Here is a 17353-nt window from a genome sequence, read left to right on the forward strand (position 1 = left end):
GCGAATGGAAATGGTATGAAACATCGCGACGATAACAAGGTACTCGACCTGATCATGGATATCACCGACACGGTGACCGTGGTCTGGTGGAAGTTCTTTGACTGGCTGGCAGTAGTACCCTGGTCATCTTTACTCGGCATCTCGCTGGTCGCCATGATAGTAGGTGGTGCCCTGGGCCTGGGTGGCCTGATGCCCGCGCTGGTATTCGCCTCTTTCATCATCAAGAGCCTGGCAGGTGGCAAGCGTAGTGCAGAGATCGCCGCCACTGCTGCCGCAACCCGTGCCGATGTTGAAGCACTGGAACGCCGCTTGCTGGAAGCAGAAATGGCAGCACTGCAGGCACAGATAGAACCGCATTTCTTGTTCAATACCCTGGCGCTGATAGGTCAGCTCATAGAAACCAATCCGGCACAAGCCACCATCGTGCATCAGCATCTGATCAAATACCTGCGCTCAGCTATGCCGCAAATGCGTGACAAGGGCAATGGCAAGCTGGGTCTGCAAATGGACATGTGCCGTGCCTATCTGAATATCATGCAGGCACGCATGCAGGAGCGTTTGACTTACGATATAGACTTGCCATCGGAGCTGGAATTTTTGCCCTTCCCATCGATGATGATACAAACCTTGGTCGAGAACGCCATCAAGCATGGCCTGGAACCCAAGACCACAGGTGGCCATATCCGCATCACAGCAAAGAAAGTCGATGGGCAATTGCTGGTTGAAGTCAGCGACAATGGCATGGGTTTTGACATGCATGCAGATGATGGCATGGGCCTGACGAATATACGTGAACGCCTGAAAGTGCTGTATTCAGGCAAGGCTCAGCTGGTCATTGAAGCACCTCAGGCTGGCGGTGCAGTCGTCGGCATACTGGTGCCTATAGACACAAAACAATAAGAACATTATTCTTATTGCTTATTCCACAATCCTGTATCAGGGAACAGCATGCCAGCATTAGCAACAGCAGCAGCAACAACGGCAATGATAGTCGATGATGAGAGCCCGATGCGCGATCAGCTACGCGCACGCCTGCAACAAGCATGGCCAGACTTGTCCATCATTGCTGAAGCTGCGAATGGCATAGTCGCCATAGAACAGGCAGAAGAACTGCATCCCGATATTATCTTTCTCGACATACGCATGCCCGGCAAGAACGGCATAGAAGCCGCCAGCATTTTGGCCAAGCAGGCACTGGTGGTGTTTGTGACTGCCTATGATGAATATGCGATACAGGCATTCGAGCGCGGTGCCATGGATTATCTGTTGAAGCCGGTAGAGGCCGACAGGCTGGCAGGCACCTGCCAGCGCCTGCAGGAGAGATTGCAAAAGCGCCAGCACGAAAAAGCCGCCCCCGCCAATGGCACCAATGCCACCAACGCCGCCAGCGACCAGGCCAGACAGGTTGAACAAATGCTGACGCAATTAATGCAACAGCAAAGCCAGAAGCGTGAATACCTGCGCTGGATACAGGCCAGCGTAGGCAGCAGCCTGCGCATGGTCAGCACCAAAGAAGTTTTGTTTTTCCGCTCCGATGAAAAATATACGCTGGTGCAGACGGAGCAGGCTGAATACCTGATACGCAAATCACTGAAAGAGCTCGAAGACGAACTCGACCCCAAAGAATTCTGGCGCATCCATCGCTCCACCCTGGTACGCGTCTCTGCAATTGCCGAAGTCACCCGCGATTTCCGTGGCCGCCAGTTGATAGGCCTGAAAGGTCATGCAGAAAAACTCGAAGTCAGCCGCAATCACACGCATTTGTTCCAGCAGATGTAATAGCTAGTACTTTCAGGGGCCAGTTTATCAACACTAACATTTTTCCATTCAGCTATCAGAAGACATGCTAGTTACCGAATGATAGTCACAATTTCAGGCTGATAATCTGAGTGTAAAAAATTGAAATAATCCTACCCCCGTTTATCTGGTTTTCAGATACTGCCAGCTTGTCAAAGATACATACAGAAGTATCTTTATACTGCCAGGAAAACCAGACATGTCCCAGACACAATTTCAAACACGCGGTACTAGCACGGAAGCACAACTTGCATCCATCAACGCTGCCTTCCCCAAGCGAAGCATGCAAATACTCGCAACCGGAAAACAAGGGGTGCTGATGTTGATAGGCCTGTCCATGGTCGGGCTGCTTTTTGTGGTCGGCCTGGTCTATATGACGGTGCCAGATTTTCTGTATGACTACAAGGTATCCAAAGACCCTGTCGTGGATGAACGCGCAGAAATCCACGGTAGCTGCAAGAGCCGCAAAGTCATCTTTATCGACTGCGATGTCAAAATCCGTTACCTGCCAACACCGCAAGATACCGTAGCAAAAGAGATCAAACACAGCTTCTGGTTTGTCAGTTTTCAACCGTCGATGTCCACCGAAGCCGTCAGGTCCAGATCCAATCCCGGCATGATCACAACGACCATGGCGACCGAGCATATCACCAACCGTTTTTTCATGATACTGACTTTTACCCTGCTGTTTGGTTTCGTGACTTTCGGTTGCCTGTACGCGGCCTGGCTAAGCCATCTCTTTAATCGCCTGATACAAACAAAACCAGGCTTGCTACCGGTCATGGTCAAAGTCAAAGACATACAAAACCAACGCACGGTATTTTTTGAAATCGATATGGATGGCGTGAAGAAGAAACTCCGTCATGTCTTGCGCAAGAAAGAAAGTCCTCTGTTCCTGCCACATCAGGAAGATATGGCACTGGCCGTCAGGCTCACCGGCTCACAACATATCGTCCTGCTCAATGATGATCTGACGACACTTGACTTTACTGAGCAGGAAAGAAATGCACTCAGAGCTGCTATCGCAGCTTGAATGAGCAAACTGACCGAGAGTTCACATGCATTTCCATGCATGTGAACCAGACGGCGATCAGCTCAGCTTAATTCATCACGGCAGCAGCACTGCTGCGCTGGCGTTTTATTTTTCGGCATAATTTTCGCACACCCTCATCCGAGTCATAGGGCAATTCCTCCAGAATCTCATCGGACAGCACTTGATTGTCGTTCAATAGTTCTACCAAGTCCCGTCTGTGTATTCCACAATTCATGTTGTGATACATGGTTTCCAGTGGTGCCTTGCTATCAGCCACGGGATTGGCCTTGAATATGGCGATAATGCCTTGCACCAGCAGATGCACTTCATCAAAATTCTTTGCTCGCCCTATTATTTCCACCAACATTTCAGCATCCCCAGCCCGATAGTTACTAACCAGCAAATGCAGGTACTCACAGGGGATACGCTCTCCCTGCATTTTTTTCAAGGCCAGGGCACGTATGTCAGCACCAGAAAAATGGCTAAGCGCGAGCACGGCATTATTCACTGCCACATTCTGATGATTTTTTTTACTGCTCGCAATTTTTAGCAAAGGCGCATAATCAAAAGGAAATCTGGTCGCATAGAAAAATCGCAGGTATCTGAATTTTCTGAGCTTGTCCTTTTCGTCAAGAAAGTTCCTGGCAACGGCAACTATTTCCTGCTGCTTCATCCTGAGCGTACGATCACGATTAAACCCGACACGCCTGCTTGGACGATTGATAAGCCCTTCTACATCTGTCACTGTATAAGGAGGCATTTTTCTACGTGTACGCTTGAAGGGTTTAATTGAAGATATTAATTTGAAATAATTCTGGATGTATGGATTTTCTTTAGCTGCAGACTCAAATTCTTTAAAGACATCCAGCGCAGGATTAGCGTCCTGAAACTCGTCTATATCCCAGCGATATTCATACCATGCCCATTCTTCTTCAGGGAGTTTGCCTATCTTTTCCGCTAGCTTGAATAATCCCTGTAAACCATCCATCTTCATGATCCGTTCATTTCCACAAAGCTCATAGCCATCTTCAAAAGATTTCTCGAAACGCTCAAGAAAAATATCGCGTGCATGAAGATTTCCATCCTGATAGAAATGCAGGGCAAGGTCACACAATTGATTCAGATCAGAGACGTCGGATTTTTTCTTTTTGAGTTTTTGAAGTACTTCTTTTTCTATCAAGGCCCTATTCTTAGCCCGCCTGATCATAGGGTATAAATAATCGGCTCTGCTACCTTCAGATTGAGCATCATTTGCGAGATTCCTGACGGATGCCGCAATGAGTTCTCTGGAAAAATCCAGTTGAGGATACGCCTTCATGAGCAGCATCGCCCTTCCTGTTCCCAGGTTCAGGGAATGAAAAAACTGCTTTTTCAATTCGGCAATGTCAGGTAGTTCTAAATAGTTATTTTTAACCATGCAGAATTAGATTATTTTTTTACAGGAAATTTTGGTAAAACCACGGAGGTATAAGCAAACCTTAGATAAGCATCGCTAAGCATGAACTTTGGAGCGAGAACGTTTTATGCTACGGGATAATTTTCGTAAGTCCTCATCGGTATCATAAGCAAGTTCTTCCACGATTTCCTCAGACAAGACCCCATTTCTATTTAACAGATCTATCACGCTCCATCTATGCATTGCACAGTTCATGCTGTAGTACATGGCCTCCAGCGGCGCCTTGCATTCTTTATCCGGATTGGCGTCATAAACGTCAATGATGCCTGCTACCAGGTCATGTATGTGATGAACATTGTCTGAACGTTGTATGATCTCAAGTAAAATTTTCGCATCACCAGTTTGATAATTATTGATCAGCAGTTTCAGGTAATCCCAGGGCGTCTTTTCACTGGCAAATTTTTTAAATGCAAGTGCACGAATATCATCGCCTTTGAAGTGACTAAGGGCATTCACGGCATGCATTATCCGGCGGTTTTTTTTCACGTTCCTGCCGCTTGCCAACTTCAGCAGGAACCCGTAATCAAAAGGGAATTTCGTTTGATAAAAGAAGGGGAGGTATTTGTATTTTCTGTTACCGTCTTTTTCAGCAAGAAAATTCCTGGCAATTTTTTCTATATCTGCCTGTGTCATTCCTGAAATGTGCGAGGCCCAAAAGCGAGGGAAGCGAACTGCTTCATCAATCAGCTCTTCAATTTCTGCCACTGTATAAGGAATAGTTTTGCTACGCCTGTATTTTTCCCTGGGTTCAGCAGACAAGATCAAATCAAGGTAATTTTTGATCGCTGGATTTGTCTCTGCAGCCTTGGCCAATTCTGCATAGACATCGACAGACTTGTTCATCTCTTGAAAATCATCGACGCGCCAGCGGTCTTCGTAATCTGCTCTTTCTTGCTCTGGAAGCTGTCCCACTTTTTCAGCAGCCATGATCAGGCCTGCCATGCCTTCAATTTCCAGCAACACACCTCTCGCATACAGCTCATAGCCATTGCTGAAAGTTTTTTCAAACCTGCTTAACAAAGCCTCTTTCGCTCCGGCTATGCCATCCTGATGGAAATACAGGACGAGATCGCTAAGCTGATCCATGCCATAGTCATTGCGTTTTTTGGCACTGAATTTTTTGATGATAGTACGAATCAACTCATCTTTTTGCCGTAATCGCATGATCAGGCTGTACAGATATACGGCCCTGCTCCCTTCACATTGTCTGTCATAAGCGAGGTTATTGACAGTGGCAGCGAGTATCTGCTTAGAGAAATCTATTTGCGGATGCGCTTTCATCAGCAACATCGCCCTGCCTGTTCCCAGCTTCAGGGAATGGAAAAATTGTTTTTGCAGCTCTGTAATTTCAGCTGGATTTAATGGAATCTGTTTTTTCATGCATGAGTTATTAAAGTCAATGACTCAAGCATACCAGCAAGTTCCGGATATACGAAAATTGATGCTGACAGCAAGATTTTTTTACCACCGTCAGCATCTGAAGAGCGCAAGATCAGCTCAACGTGCTGCTTCTGCCAGTTGATGAGCCAGACGATTATGTCTTTCCATCACTACTGGTAAATCTATAGAAGTTATTTGACCATCACGTACCACGACACGGCCATTGATGATGCTGTATGCGACATCTGAAGGCGTGCAAAAGACCAAAGCCGCGACCGGGTCATGCCAGGCACCGGCGTAGCCTATCTGCTTGAGGTTGAACATGATGATGTCCGCCGACATGCCGGGTTTGAGTGCGCCTATGTCGTCGCGGTTAAGTACCTTGGCACCACCCAGGGTAGCCACTTCCAGCACCTGCCGGGCTGTCATCGCATCAGGACCAAAGCCCACGCGTTGCAGCAGCATGGCTTGCCTGACTTCACCCAGCATGTGGCCGGAATCATTTGAGGCGCAGCCATCGACACCGAGGCTAACGCTGACACCGGCATCCAGCATCTTGCGTATGGGTGCGATGCCAGACGCCAGGCGCATATTCGAGCAGGGGCAATGGGCAATGCCAGTGCCTGTGCGGGCGAACATATAGATGCCATCATCATCGAGTTGCACGCAGTGCGCATGCCAGACATCATGGCCTACCCAGCCGCAGTCTTCGGCATATTCTGCCGGGGTCATATTGAATTTCTCGCGGCTGTAGGCGATGTCATTGGCATTTTCTGCCAGATGGGTATGCAGCGATACCCCATAACTGCGCGCTAGTGTTGCTGATTCGCGCATGAGATCGCGCGAGACAGAAAATGGCGAGCAGGGTGCAACGACGATGCGCTGCATGGCGTGGCTGCTGCTGTCGTGATAAGTCTCTATCAGGCGCTGGGTGTCGCGCAGTATGCTGGCCTCGTCTTCCACCACGCGGTCTGGCGGCAGGCCACCTTTTGACTGGCCCACGCTCATGGAACCACGCGCAGCATGAAAGCGCATGCCTATCTCTTGCGCTGCCTGCAGGCTGTGATCAAGCTGGCAGCCATTTGGGTAGATGTAGAGATGATCACTGCTGGTGGTGCAACCAGACAAGATCAGCTCTGCCATCGCGGCCTGGGTGGAAACCTGCACCATTTCTGGTGTCAGGTTGGCCCAGATCGGATAAAGGTTGGTCAGCCAGTTGAACAGCTCGCCATTTTGCGCCGCAGGTATGACACGAGTCAGGCTTTGGTACATATGGTGATGGGTATTGATGAGGCCGGGCATGACGACATGGTCAGTCGCATCAATGACTTCATCGGCAGTTTGCGGCAAGTCTGCACTTGACCCCACCTGCGCGATGACATTGTCGATGACGTATACCGCACCATTGCTGATTTCACGGCGCGTGTCGTCCATGGTGACGACGACGCGGGCATTTTTGATAAGTAAGCTGGCCATAGCAAATAAAATAACAAATAAAATAACAGAGAAAATTAATAGTCAGAGCTGTGGGCCGCAGCCATGGCAGATGCCTTGGCTTCCGACTCCGCACCCTGACCGTTGAAAAACAGATTGAGCGTCACTGCCGCAATGGTAGCCAGCAAGATGCCGCTATCGACTATCGTGCCCAGCCAGTGCGGCAAATGCGAAAAGAACTGCGGTGCCACCAGCGGTATCATGCCTGCCCCTATGCTGACCGCAACAATGAACAGGTTGTGGCGCTGGTGATTGAGCCCGGCATTGCCGAGTATCTTGATACCCGTGGCGGCCACCATGCCAAACATGACTATGCCTGCACCACCGAGTACATACACGGGCATCGATGCTGCCACATGCGCCATTTTTGGGAACATGCCAAATACCACCAATATCACACCCGCAGCTGCGCAGACATAGCGACTGCGCACACCAGTGACACCAACCAGGCCTATGTTTTGTGAAAACGAAGTATAAGGAAAAGTATTGAAGACACCGCCGATGACCGTGCCCAGGCTGTCAGCCCGCAAGCCATTCGCCAGCTCTTCATTGCTGATGCGCTTGCCGGTAAGCTCAGACAGCGCGAGGAACATGCCTGTCGATTCGACCATCGTGACGATCATGACCAGGCACATGCCTATGATGGCACCCAGGTCAAAGGTCGGCATGCCATACTGGAAGGGCATGATGAAGGCAAACCAGCCTGCTTCGCCCAGGCCATCAAAACTGACCTTGCCCAAGACTAGCGAAACCACAAAGCCCGCCACCATGCCCAGCAAGACCGAGATATTGCCCAGGAAGCCGCGCAAATAACGTGTCATGAGCATGATGGAGACCAGTACAAAAAAGGCAATCGCCAGGTTTTCAGGAGCACCGTAATTGGGATTGGGCTGCATGGATTTGCTGGCCGCATCAAAAATCATCGGTTGCCCACCCGCTGCCCAGTTGATACCCACGCGCATGAGGGTAATACCGATGACGGTAATGATGGTGCCGGTAACGACAGGTGGGAAAAACCTGACAGCCCGGCTCATGAAGGGCGTAATGATGAGACCAAAAATACCGGAGGCGATGACCGCCCCATAAATGCTGAGTATGCCAAGGTTGGGGTTGCCCGCCATCGCCACCATGGGGCCTACTGCCGCAAAGGTGACGCCCATCATGACAGGCATGCGTATGCCAAACTTCCAGATACCCAGGGCTTGTATCAGGGTCACCAGGCCGCAACAGAATAAATCGGCATTGATGAGGAAGGCTATCTGGTCTTTGGGTAGGTGCAGGGCACCGCCGATAATGAGAGGCACGGCTATCGCCCCGGCATACATCACCAGCACGTGCTGTATGCCCAGAGTGAATAATTTTGCTGCTGGTAGCTTTTCATCTACCGGGTGTATCGCTGTTTGCATTGTCTCTTCCTTGCTAGATGGTTTGGTTATGACACATCACTGCTGGGTTCTCTGACGGAATTTTTTGTCAGTGATGGCTGGAAATGCACATACTGAGCTGCTAAAAATTTAAGCGACTGGTAATCGGGATGAGGGGGAAATGCATCATGTGCAAGACTCCTGGTTTGCCTTCATGACGATGGTATCGTCACAAAGAGCGGCTACAAATACAGCCGAAACATAGTGTCCGACTGCGCTTTTTACTGCTGCCTGACGAAGTGCATCCCCCATGAACTGGAAGAAGACATCTCGTCAGGATTGATCTGCGTCGTAAAAAAATGCCGGTGAAAGCATATTCTTGCGTCGCCTCAAACCATGCAGCGCTATCAAGCGCAAACATGGCAGCAGGCTCAAGCTCAGTCCTGGTTCTGCATCAGGTCTTCATTGCGAAGCTGAAGCAGGCAATACTGAAAGTGGCGCCAGAAATCCTGGTTTGTTGAACTGAAAAACTAGACCTCTCAACACAGAGGCACGGAGACACAGAGGGGCACAGAGAAAATCTTTAGAACATTTATTGAGAAAATACACAAATGAATCTGCCCTTCCTCTGTGTCCCTCTGTGTCCCTCTGTGCCCCCTCTGTGTCTCTGTGGTGAGCTCTTAGGTCTTAATCCCTACCCTTAAAATTCCTTAAAAAATCGAGCAAGATTTGTGCCGAGACTTCTGCGTCGTCGGCGCTCATGGTTTCCAGTGGATTGTGGCTGATGCCGCCGTTGCCGCAGCGGGTGAACAGCATGGCCACATCGGTCATTTTGGCTATCGCCATGGCATCATGGCCCGCACCTGATGGCAATTCAAAAGCTGGCAAACCTGCCCTTTGCGTGGCTGCTGCCAGTTGCTGCATCAGCCATGGGGCACAGGGGGCTGCCGGGGCGGATACGGCTTTGACTATGTTCACTTCGATATTGCGCTGCTGGCAGATGGCTTCTATCTTAGCCAGGATGTCATTTACCGCAGCATCGCGGGTGGCATCGTCAGCGGCACGGATATCCAGTGACAGATTGCAGGACCCGGGTATCACATTGACCGAACCATGCGGCACCTGTAACTGGCCCACTGTCCCTACCAGGGACGTGCCATTGGCGCAACGCTGTTCTACATACAAAATGATTTCTGCGGCGGCAGTGGCAGCGTCCTTGCGCATGCTCATGGGTGTGGTGCCGGCGTGGCTGGCAACCCCTTTGAGTTGCACCTGATAACGGCAACTGCCAGCGATGGAAGTGACGATGCCCACCGGCAGGTCACGGCCCAGCAAGACCGGGCCCTGTTCTATATGCACTTCTACATAGCCCAGGATTTGTGCAGGGTCACGCGCTATCGCGGGGATTTGTTTGACATCATGCCCGGCAGCAGTCAGTGCTTCACGCATGCTGATGCCGTCGGCATCTGTCTTGTCCAGCAAGGCCAGGTCAAACTGGCCGATGACGGCATTACTACCGAGGAAAGTGCTTTTGAAGCGCACGCCTTCTTCTTCAGAAAAACCGATGATCTCGAAGTTGAAAGGCAGTTTTTCATTTCTCTCGTTCAGGTGCTTGACGATGGCGATGGGTAGCAGGATGCCTTCACGGCCATCGTATTTGCCGCCATTGCAGACGGTGTCATAGTGGGAGCCGGTCAGCAGGGTCTTGGCATCGGTGGCATCAGACAGGTAGCGGCCTACCACATTGCCGACTGCGTCGATATGCACATGCATACCTGCTTCACGCATCCAGGCCGCCAGTTGCTCTGCGGTTTTTTGGTGCGAGGGTGTCATGTAAGCGCAAGTCAGGCCATCTTCATCATTGCTCCAGGCGGTCAGGGTTTCTGACCATTGCATGATGGTGTTGCCAAATTGCAGAGTGTGTTCGAGCAAATCATTCAGGCGCAATTCGGCGATGCGGCCTATCTGGCGCAGGCATTCTGCCAGCTCATCTGCCCGCTGGTTCTTGAAGCGGCGCTGGAAGGTGGCGATGATGGTTTCCCGCGTAAAGCCCTTGCCATCTGGCCCTTTGACGGCGAGGATGAAGGGGAAGCCAAACTTGCTGTTGTAGTCGGCATTGAGTTTATGCAGTATTGCAAATTCTTCAGGGCTGCAATTGGTCAGGCCTGCCTTGGCCTGTTCACCCGTTGATTCTGCTGTCAGTTCACCCGCAATCGCGGCTTTGCCTGCCAGCTCGGGGTGGGCACGGATCAGACCCAGTTGCTCGGCCTCTGTCGCCTGGCTGACCACGGTTTGCAAGGCCAGCTTGAGAGCCGTAATGCTGGCAAAGGGGCGGCTGACAGCAGCCCGTTCAGGTATCCAGGGTGAATGTTCATAGATACCGTGCAGGATATGCACAAAGTCTTGCGGGCTACAGTGGTTCAGGTGGTCCAGAGTTGTCGTCATAATTGGTCAGGCAATGTGCCTATTATTGTGCCTATGCTTTAATGTGACCGGTGTTGTCCCGGCATGATGATGAAGCTTAAGCCCAATTCTGGCCTGCAATGTGCTGCTGTCTTCATGATCTGTATATCTTCGATAGTATATTGATAGACTGCTGGCAGTATAAGATTTGGCTGATAGCGTATTTCAAATCATCAATATAGGAGATCAGTATGGGAAAGCTCAGTACACATGTGCTGGATATCACCGTTGGCAAGCCCGGCGTGGGTGTGCAAGTGGAGTTATATGCCGTCAATGCAGGCGAGAAAACCCTGCTGAAGACAGAAACCACCAATAATGATGGCCGCTGCAATGCGCCCTTGCTGGAAGGCGATAGCCTGAAACCTGGCCTGTATGAGCTGGTATTTGCGGCAGGTGATTATTTCGACAAGCAGGGTGTGGACCTGCCCAGCCCCAAATTCATAGACCGCGTGACCCTGGCTTTTGGCGTGGCCGATGCCAGTCAGAATTACCATGTTCCGCTGGTAGTGTCGCCATGGGCTTATTCAACTTACCGCGGCAGTTAAACAAAGGACCTCCGCAAAACCGCCCCAGCCGCGTTGCAACTCCTAGCCGTACTAAAGTACTGTCTTCGTCGCTGCGCCTTGCTGGGACAATTTTGCGAAGGTCCTGTCAATTTATTTGGATATCAGGGATTTGGCTGCCTGGGCTATCTGCTCACGCAGCCATCTGTGTTCTGGCGAATGATGGACGCGTTCATGCCAGAGCTGGTAAAAGCGTAGTGGCGGGAACTTGATGGGAATGGAAAAAGTCTTGAGTTGCAGGCTTTTTTCATAAAAGCTCAGGTATTGCTTGCCCGTCGTCAGCACCATGTCGGATTGCGCGAGCATATGCGGCATGAGGCCAAAGTAGGCGGACTCGACCACGACATTGCGGCGCAGGTGCTGGCGTTCCAGATGGGCGTCGATGACGCCATGGTAGCCAGATAATAGTTGCGAAGGCGCGACATGCGGCAGACTCAGGTAGTCTTCCAGCGTCATGTCGTCAGTGCCGGTGCGCTTGGCATAGGGGCTATCGGCACGCATGGCACAGACGATGGGGTCTTCAAACAGCTTAGACAGGTGCAGGTGTTGCGGCGGTTCATCCCAGTTGGCGATGACCAGATCAAGGTCACCGTCAGACAGGTGACGTACATAATCGACTTCTGCCCCCAGGCCATGGATGACGATGCGGCTTTTGGGTGATTCACGGCGCAGGCGCTCTACCACGCTGGGCAGGAATTGCACATGCAGGGAATCTGGTGCTGCGATGTGGAAGGTCTTGCTCTCTTGCTGGGCCACGAAGGGCACCTTGCGTTCAAACAAGAGTTCGGTTTCATCGAGTATGCGTTTGGCAGGCTTGAGCAGGGTTTCACCATGGGGGGTAGGCACCATGCCACGGCCACCGCGCACCAGCAATTGGTCGCCTGTCAGCTCGCGCAGTTTGCGTAGCGAGGCAGAAATCGAAGGCTGCGGCTGGTTAAGCTTCAAAGCCACGCGGGAGACGTTTTTCTCACTGAGCAAAAGATACAAAATGCGTATCAGATGCAGGTCGAGATGATTGGGTAGTTGTGCCATGCTGATGCCTGTCTTCAAACCTATATCGAAATCCATATTTTTAATATACTTCGTTTTCAATGAAGTTTGTAGGGAAAAAGTTTATCGTTACCAGACTTCACCAAGTTTTTTGCTATTAATGCTGGACTTTGATAATCCACCCTTACCTGCCCTTGGTCTAACTGCTGTAATAGGAGACATTTACAGAAGATAGACACATTTTGTGGTTTTTTAGCACTGACATCGTGAATAATGGGAATGTATATTCCTTAATAACACTGGTCGCAGCGGAGCTTCGGTTCGCGACCACTTTGGGATATTTTTATATCCCTCTCGTCTGAAGAGCCCGCGGAGGCAGACGAGCTTCTAACATGAGAGAAAACATGGAAGCTTTTTTACTTGCGTATGGCACTGAGTGGCTGAACCTGATCGTCCGCTGGCTACACCTGATCACTGGCATCGCCTGGATAGGCGCATCCTTCTACTTCGTCTGGCTCGACAATACTATCCGCCCGCCCAAGCCCGGTTCTGAACTGGCCAACAAGGGGGTATCCGGTGAATTGTGGGCCGTGCATGGCGGTGGCTTTTATAACCCGCAAAAATACCTGATCGCCCCCGAGGAATTGCCGGAAGAACTGCACTGGTTCAAATGGGAAGCCTATGCCACCTGGCTGTCTGGCTTTGCGATGTTGTTCATCGTCTATTACTTCAATGCGTCTGCGATGATGATAGACAAGTCCGTCGCTGACCTGACAAGCTGGCAAGCCATAGGCATAGGCCTGGGTACCTTGCTGGTGGGCTGGACTGTGTATGACTTGCTGTGCCGTTCACCATTGGGCAAGCGTGAAGGCCTGCTAGGCATCATCATGTTCGTGTTCATTGTGGCGACAGCATTTGTGTTGTCGAAATTCCTCAGTGGCCGCGCCGCCTATATCCACGTCGGCGCCATGATAGGTACGATGATGGTGGGTAATGTGCTGATGCTCATCATCCCCGGCCAGCGCAAGCTGGTCGAAGCCATGCAGCAGGGTAAATCGCCAGACCCCATCCACGGCCAGAAAGCCAAGCAACGCAGCGTACACAATAATTACTTCACCCTGCCGGTGCTGTTCATCATGATCAGCAACCATTATGCAATGACGTATAACCATGAGTACAACTGGCTGGTGCTGGCGACTATCATGGCGGCAGGTGTCTTGATACGTCATTTCTTCAACCTGCGCCACAAGGGCATTACCAACTGGGCTTATCCTGCGGCGGGCGTGACTTTATTGCTGGCAGTGGCAATTGCGATTGCACCAAAACCGCCGGCCAAAGTGGCAGCACCTGACCCGGCCCTGTCGGCGGCAGAAGCAGACAAGGCCCAGTTCACCAAAGTGCAGGGCATCATCCAGCAGCGTTGTGCGTCTTGCCATTCAGCTGCACCGACCCAGCCTGGCTTTGCCACTGCACCGGCAGGCATCAAGCTCGATACACCAGAGCTGATCAAACAGAATGCGGTCAAGGTCAATATGCAGGCCGTGCAACTCAAGGCCATGCCTATAGGGAATATGACGCAAATGACGGAAGAAGAACGTGCAGTTGTCGGCGCCTGGTTCCAGGCTGGTGCCAAGTAAATCAAAAAAATTTAGAAAGTATAAAGACATGAATAACTACGAACAACTCGACGCCTGGATAGACAGCCACTTTGACGAACAGGTCAAATTTCTGCAAGAACTGGTACGCGTACCGACTGATACCCCACCCGGCAATAATGCTCCGCATGCAGAACGCACCGCCGATCTGCTGCAAGACATGGGTATCAGCGCAGAAAAACATGCAGTGCCTGATAGCGAAGTCAAAGACGCTGGCTTGCAAAGCATTACGAATTTGCTGGTGCGCCGTCAGTATGGTCCTGGCAAGACCGTGCTGCTGAATGTTCATGGTGACGTGGTGCCACCGGGTGAAGGCTGGACCAAAGACCCATACGGCGGTGAAATAGAAAATGGCAATATCTATGGCCGTGCTACGGCTGTCAGCAAATGTGATTTCTCGACTTACACTTTTGCCTTGCGCGCACTGGAAGCAGTGGCCAAACCAACAGCAGGCACACTGGAATTGTTATTTACTTACGATGAAGAATTCGGTGGCGAAGTCGGACCCGGCTGGATGCTCAAGCACAATCTGATCAAACCTGACCTGATGATAGCTGCAGGTTTTTCTTACCAGGTCATCACGGCGCACAATGGTTGCCTGCAGATGGAAGTGACGGTGCATGGCAAGATGGCCCATGCAGCTATCCCTGACTCTGGTGTCGATGCCTTGCAGGCGGCAGTCAAGATTTTGAATGCCCTGTATGCGCAAAACACGCTGTACAAACAAGTCACATCGAAAGTCGAAGGCATTACCCATCCTTACCTGAATGTGGGCACGATAGAAGGTGGCACGAATACCAACGTCATCCCTGGCCGCGTTACATTCAAACTCGATCGCCGCATGATACCGGAAGAAAATCCGGCAGAAGTCGAAGCGACGTTGCGCAAAGTCATCAGCGATACCGCGGCTGAATTGCCCGGCATCAGCGTGGATGTAAAACGTATCTTGCTGGCGAATTCCATGCGTCCATTGCCTGGTAATACACCGCTGGTGGAGGCGATACAAAAGCATGGCGGGACTGTGTTTGGTGAAGCGATTCCGGCACTGGGTACGCCTTTGTATACCGATGTACGCCTGTTCTCGGAAGCAGGCATACCGGGCGTTATTTATGGTGCAGGGCCGCGCACCGTGCTGGAATCCCATGCCAAGCGAGCAGATGAGCGTTTGAATCTGGAAGATTTGCGCAAAGCCACCAAAGTCATTGCGCGTAGTCTGGCGGATTTGCTGGTGTGATGTAGCGTGGTACTGGTCGCATGCTGGAAACTACGGTATGCGACAAACGCCCTTGGGCTCCAGCCTGCGCTGGAGCGACGAATTTGAGATTGCAGCTTATCTTATCAAGTACCAAAGTGCCTGATTTATTCATTCGCTTCAGGCACTCTCAATAATGCGGCGGCCTCTCATCCACCACGGCAGTGCGCTGGCTGGCAGCCACTGCCACTTCCCTTAAACGGGCGGCCATCGCAGTGCAAAGCGCTTCAAGTTCATCGATTTTCTTTTGTTGGCGGTATACCTGAGTATTCAGAGTATCAACCAGGTCATCCTGACGGGTCAGGCGTATTTCCAGGTCTATCAGTCTTTCTTCTGTCGTCATGATGCGGCTTTCTTTGAAATCAGGGCTACAGTATGCCATACCAGTCTGGTATTCCAATGGACTGGTATGTCTGCCTCAGAAGCGCTGCGCACAAGTGGTATGTTCAAATTCAGGATGAAATAAAAACCTGTTGACCTGTTTTGCCCCTGCTTGCATGCTATGTGCATGAAAATCGCCAAACTCCCATCACGTCTCTTATTGTCATGTCTGTCCGGCATACTGGTCTTATGTTCCACGCCTGCCGTTCAGGCAAAGGATGCAGGCAGGCCAGTGGTCATGGCATATTACGCCCTTGGCAAAGATGATATCAATCATTATGACGAGGGCAAAACCGCATTCCCTGTTGCTGCGATCACGCCAGAAAAAGCGCGCATGCTCACGCATTTGAATTTCTCGTTCCTGACGCTCAGCGAAGATGGAAAATGTGCGCTGGAAGAAGGAACCAACCAGCAGGCTGCGGGCAAGATATTTCGTGAATTACAGGGCCTCAAAAAATATAATCCCGCTTTACGTTTGCAGTTTTCCATCGGTGGCTGGGCTTATACAAATGATGACAGCCCCTCGGTAGCACGCTACCGCCAGGCCGCTGCGACGGTTGAAGGTCGCAAAAAACTCGCGCAATCCTGTGTGGCTTTCATGCGTGAATATGGCTTCGATGGACTGGACCTGGACTGGGAATATCCACGTGCAGAAGACGCGCAGAATTTTGTCGCCCTGCTCAAGGAAATGCGCCAGCAATTGAAGCGCGCCAAACAGAGTAATCAATTGTCTATTGCCGTGGCTGGTGGTGCTTTCAGCATGGCGCGAACTTATCTGCAATTGACACAGATTGCAGCGCAGGTTGATTATGTCAATCTCATGAGTTATGACTTCAATGGTGCGTGGGAAAAGCAGACCAACCATAATGCCCACCTGTTTGGTGACGCACCTGAGCATATGTATGACAACCCCTTGCGCAAGCTGGCATTCAAACCGGCCTTGTCAGCGACCGAAATGGAAAAGCGCTTCCCCTCACCAATGGCATTGACGGTGGATGCGACGGTGCAGCAATACCTGCGTGCCGGAGTACCTGCGAGCAAACTTGTGCTGGGCCTGCCATTTTATGGTCGCGCCTATTTTGCGGTAGAAGCCGGGGAAAACCATGGCCTGTATCAAAGCCATCAGACACTTGCAGGCGATGTCTATGCAGGCGATCCCACGTTACTCACAGGCTGCGATGCCTGTATTGCCCGCAAAGACCCACGCACGCCTGGCTATGCTGAAATCAAAAAACTGCTGACTGCTAATCTGGGTTACAAATCCTATTTCAGTAAAGAGACCAAGGTGCCGTGGATTTATAACGAGGATAAGAAAATCTTTATCAGCTATGACGATGAACAATCCTTCGCTTATAAAGTCGCCTACCTGAAAAAATACAAACTGGCCGGTGCCATGTTCTGGCACCTGGGGCAAGATGATGAAGAGGGCAGTCTCTTGCGCAGCTTATACAGGAACCTGCATGAAAAGACAGCAGACGTTGATCTGGCGGGTGGGATACACTACCAGCCCCAATAATGAGAGTTT

The 17353-nt window shown here is 51.0% G+C and carries 14 protein-coding genes; 7 read left to right on the plus strand and 7 right to left on the minus strand.

The genetic code is table 11. The features are described from left to right. Window positions 1-15: 15 nt before the first annotated feature. The 3 genes from ACO0LI_RS16085 (at window position 16) to ACO0LI_RS16095 (ending at window position 2830) form a co-directional block, all read left to right on the plus strand. Window positions 16-900, plus strand: a complete 885-nt coding sequence (locus ACO0LI_RS16085; RefSeq protein WP_422953846.1) for a sensor histidine kinase — start codon at window positions 16-18, stop codon at window positions 898-900. A gap of 48 nt (window positions 901-948) precedes the next feature. Continuing rightward, entirely contained in the window at window positions 949-1779 is an 831-nt protein-coding gene (locus tag ACO0LI_RS16090; protein ID WP_422953847.1) for a LytR/AlgR family response regulator transcription factor, read from the plus strand. A 217-nt stretch (window positions 1780-1996) separates the two neighbouring features. Continuing rightward, window positions 1997-2830, plus strand: a complete 834-nt coding sequence (locus ACO0LI_RS16095; RefSeq protein ID WP_423033669.1) for a hypothetical protein — start codon at window positions 1997-1999, stop codon at window positions 2828-2830. Window positions 2831-2897: 67 nt separating this feature from the next. On the opposite strand, the gene ACO0LI_RS16100 is transcribed toward ACO0LI_RS16095, so the two are convergent. From ACO0LI_RS16100 to ACO0LI_RS16120, 5 genes are all read right to left on the minus strand, one after another. Beyond that, a complete protein-coding gene (locus ACO0LI_RS16100) occupies window positions 2898-4247 on the minus strand; it encodes a hypothetical protein (protein WP_423033671.1) in 1350 nt (449 codons plus the stop codon). Between the two features lie 75 nt (window positions 4248-4322). Next, window positions 4323-5666, minus strand: coding sequence for a hypothetical protein (locus ACO0LI_RS16105; RefSeq protein ID WP_423033673.1), 1344 nt, complete (start codon window positions 5664-5666; stop codon window positions 4323-4325). 117 nt (window positions 5667-5783) lie between these two features. Beyond that, entirely contained in the window at window positions 5784-7142 is a 1359-nt protein-coding gene (locus tag ACO0LI_RS16110; protein WP_423033675.1) for an 8-oxoguanine deaminase, read from the minus strand. A gap of 35 nt (window positions 7143-7177) precedes the next feature. Beyond that, window positions 7178-8566 (minus strand): nucleobase:cation symporter-2 family protein, encoded by a 1389-nt coding sequence (locus ACO0LI_RS16115; RefSeq protein WP_423033677.1) that lies wholly within the window; start codon window positions 8564-8566, stop codon window positions 7178-7180. Between the two features lie 645 nt (window positions 8567-9211). After that, window positions 9212-10969 (minus strand): allantoate amidohydrolase, encoded by a 1758-nt coding sequence (locus ACO0LI_RS16120; RefSeq protein WP_423033679.1) that lies wholly within the window; start codon window positions 10967-10969, stop codon window positions 9212-9214. Window positions 10970-11178: 209 nt separating this feature from the next. Here ACO0LI_RS16120 and uraH point away from each other — a divergent pair, with 209 nt between their 5' ends. Beyond that, window positions 11179-11532, plus strand: coding sequence for a hydroxyisourate hydrolase (uraH, locus tag ACO0LI_RS16125; protein ID WP_186954319.1), 354 nt, complete (start codon window positions 11179-11181; stop codon window positions 11530-11532). Window positions 11533-11643: 111 nt separating this feature from the next. Here uraH and ACO0LI_RS16130 read toward each other — a convergent pair whose 3' ends face one another. Further along, complete coding sequence (locus ACO0LI_RS16130; RefSeq protein ID WP_423033939.1) at window positions 11644-12582, minus strand: LysR family transcriptional regulator; 939 nt, start codon at window positions 12580-12582, stop codon at window positions 11644-11646. A gap of 362 nt (window positions 12583-12944) precedes the next feature. On the opposite strand from ACO0LI_RS16130, the gene ACO0LI_RS16135 reads away from it, so the two are divergent. Both ACO0LI_RS16135 and ACO0LI_RS16140 read left to right on the plus strand, forming a co-directional pair. Beyond that, window positions 12945-14177 (plus strand): urate hydroxylase PuuD, encoded by a 1233-nt coding sequence (locus tag ACO0LI_RS16135; protein WP_423033681.1) that lies wholly within the window; start codon window positions 12945-12947, stop codon window positions 14175-14177. 28 nt (window positions 14178-14205) lie between these two features. Further along, entirely contained in the window at window positions 14206-15429 is a 1224-nt protein-coding gene (locus ACO0LI_RS16140) for a M20 family metallopeptidase (RefSeq protein WP_423033683.1), read from the plus strand. A gap of 148 nt (window positions 15430-15577) precedes the next feature. Here the strand turns inward: ACO0LI_RS16140 and ACO0LI_RS16145 are convergent, their stop codons facing one another. Continuing rightward, window positions 15578-15829 carry a SlyX family protein gene (locus tag ACO0LI_RS16145; RefSeq protein WP_423033685.1) on the minus strand — a complete coding sequence of 84 codons (252 nt, stop codon included), beginning with the start codon at window positions 15827-15829 and terminating at the stop codon, window positions 15578-15580. Window positions 15830-15955: 126 nt separating this feature from the next. Between ACO0LI_RS16145 and ACO0LI_RS16150 the strand changes: the two genes are divergently transcribed. Then, window positions 15956-17344 carry a glycoside hydrolase family 18 protein gene (locus ACO0LI_RS16150; RefSeq protein ID WP_423033687.1) on the plus strand — a complete coding sequence of 463 codons (1389 nt, stop codon included), beginning with the start codon at window positions 15956-15958 and terminating at the stop codon, window positions 17342-17344. Window positions 17345-17353 lie beyond the last annotated feature (9 nt).

The organism is Undibacterium sp. Tian12W (genome assembly GCF_049339405.1).
In the GTDB taxonomy this organism is placed as follows: domain Bacteria; phylum Pseudomonadota; class Gammaproteobacteria; order Burkholderiales; family Burkholderiaceae_D; genus Undibacterium.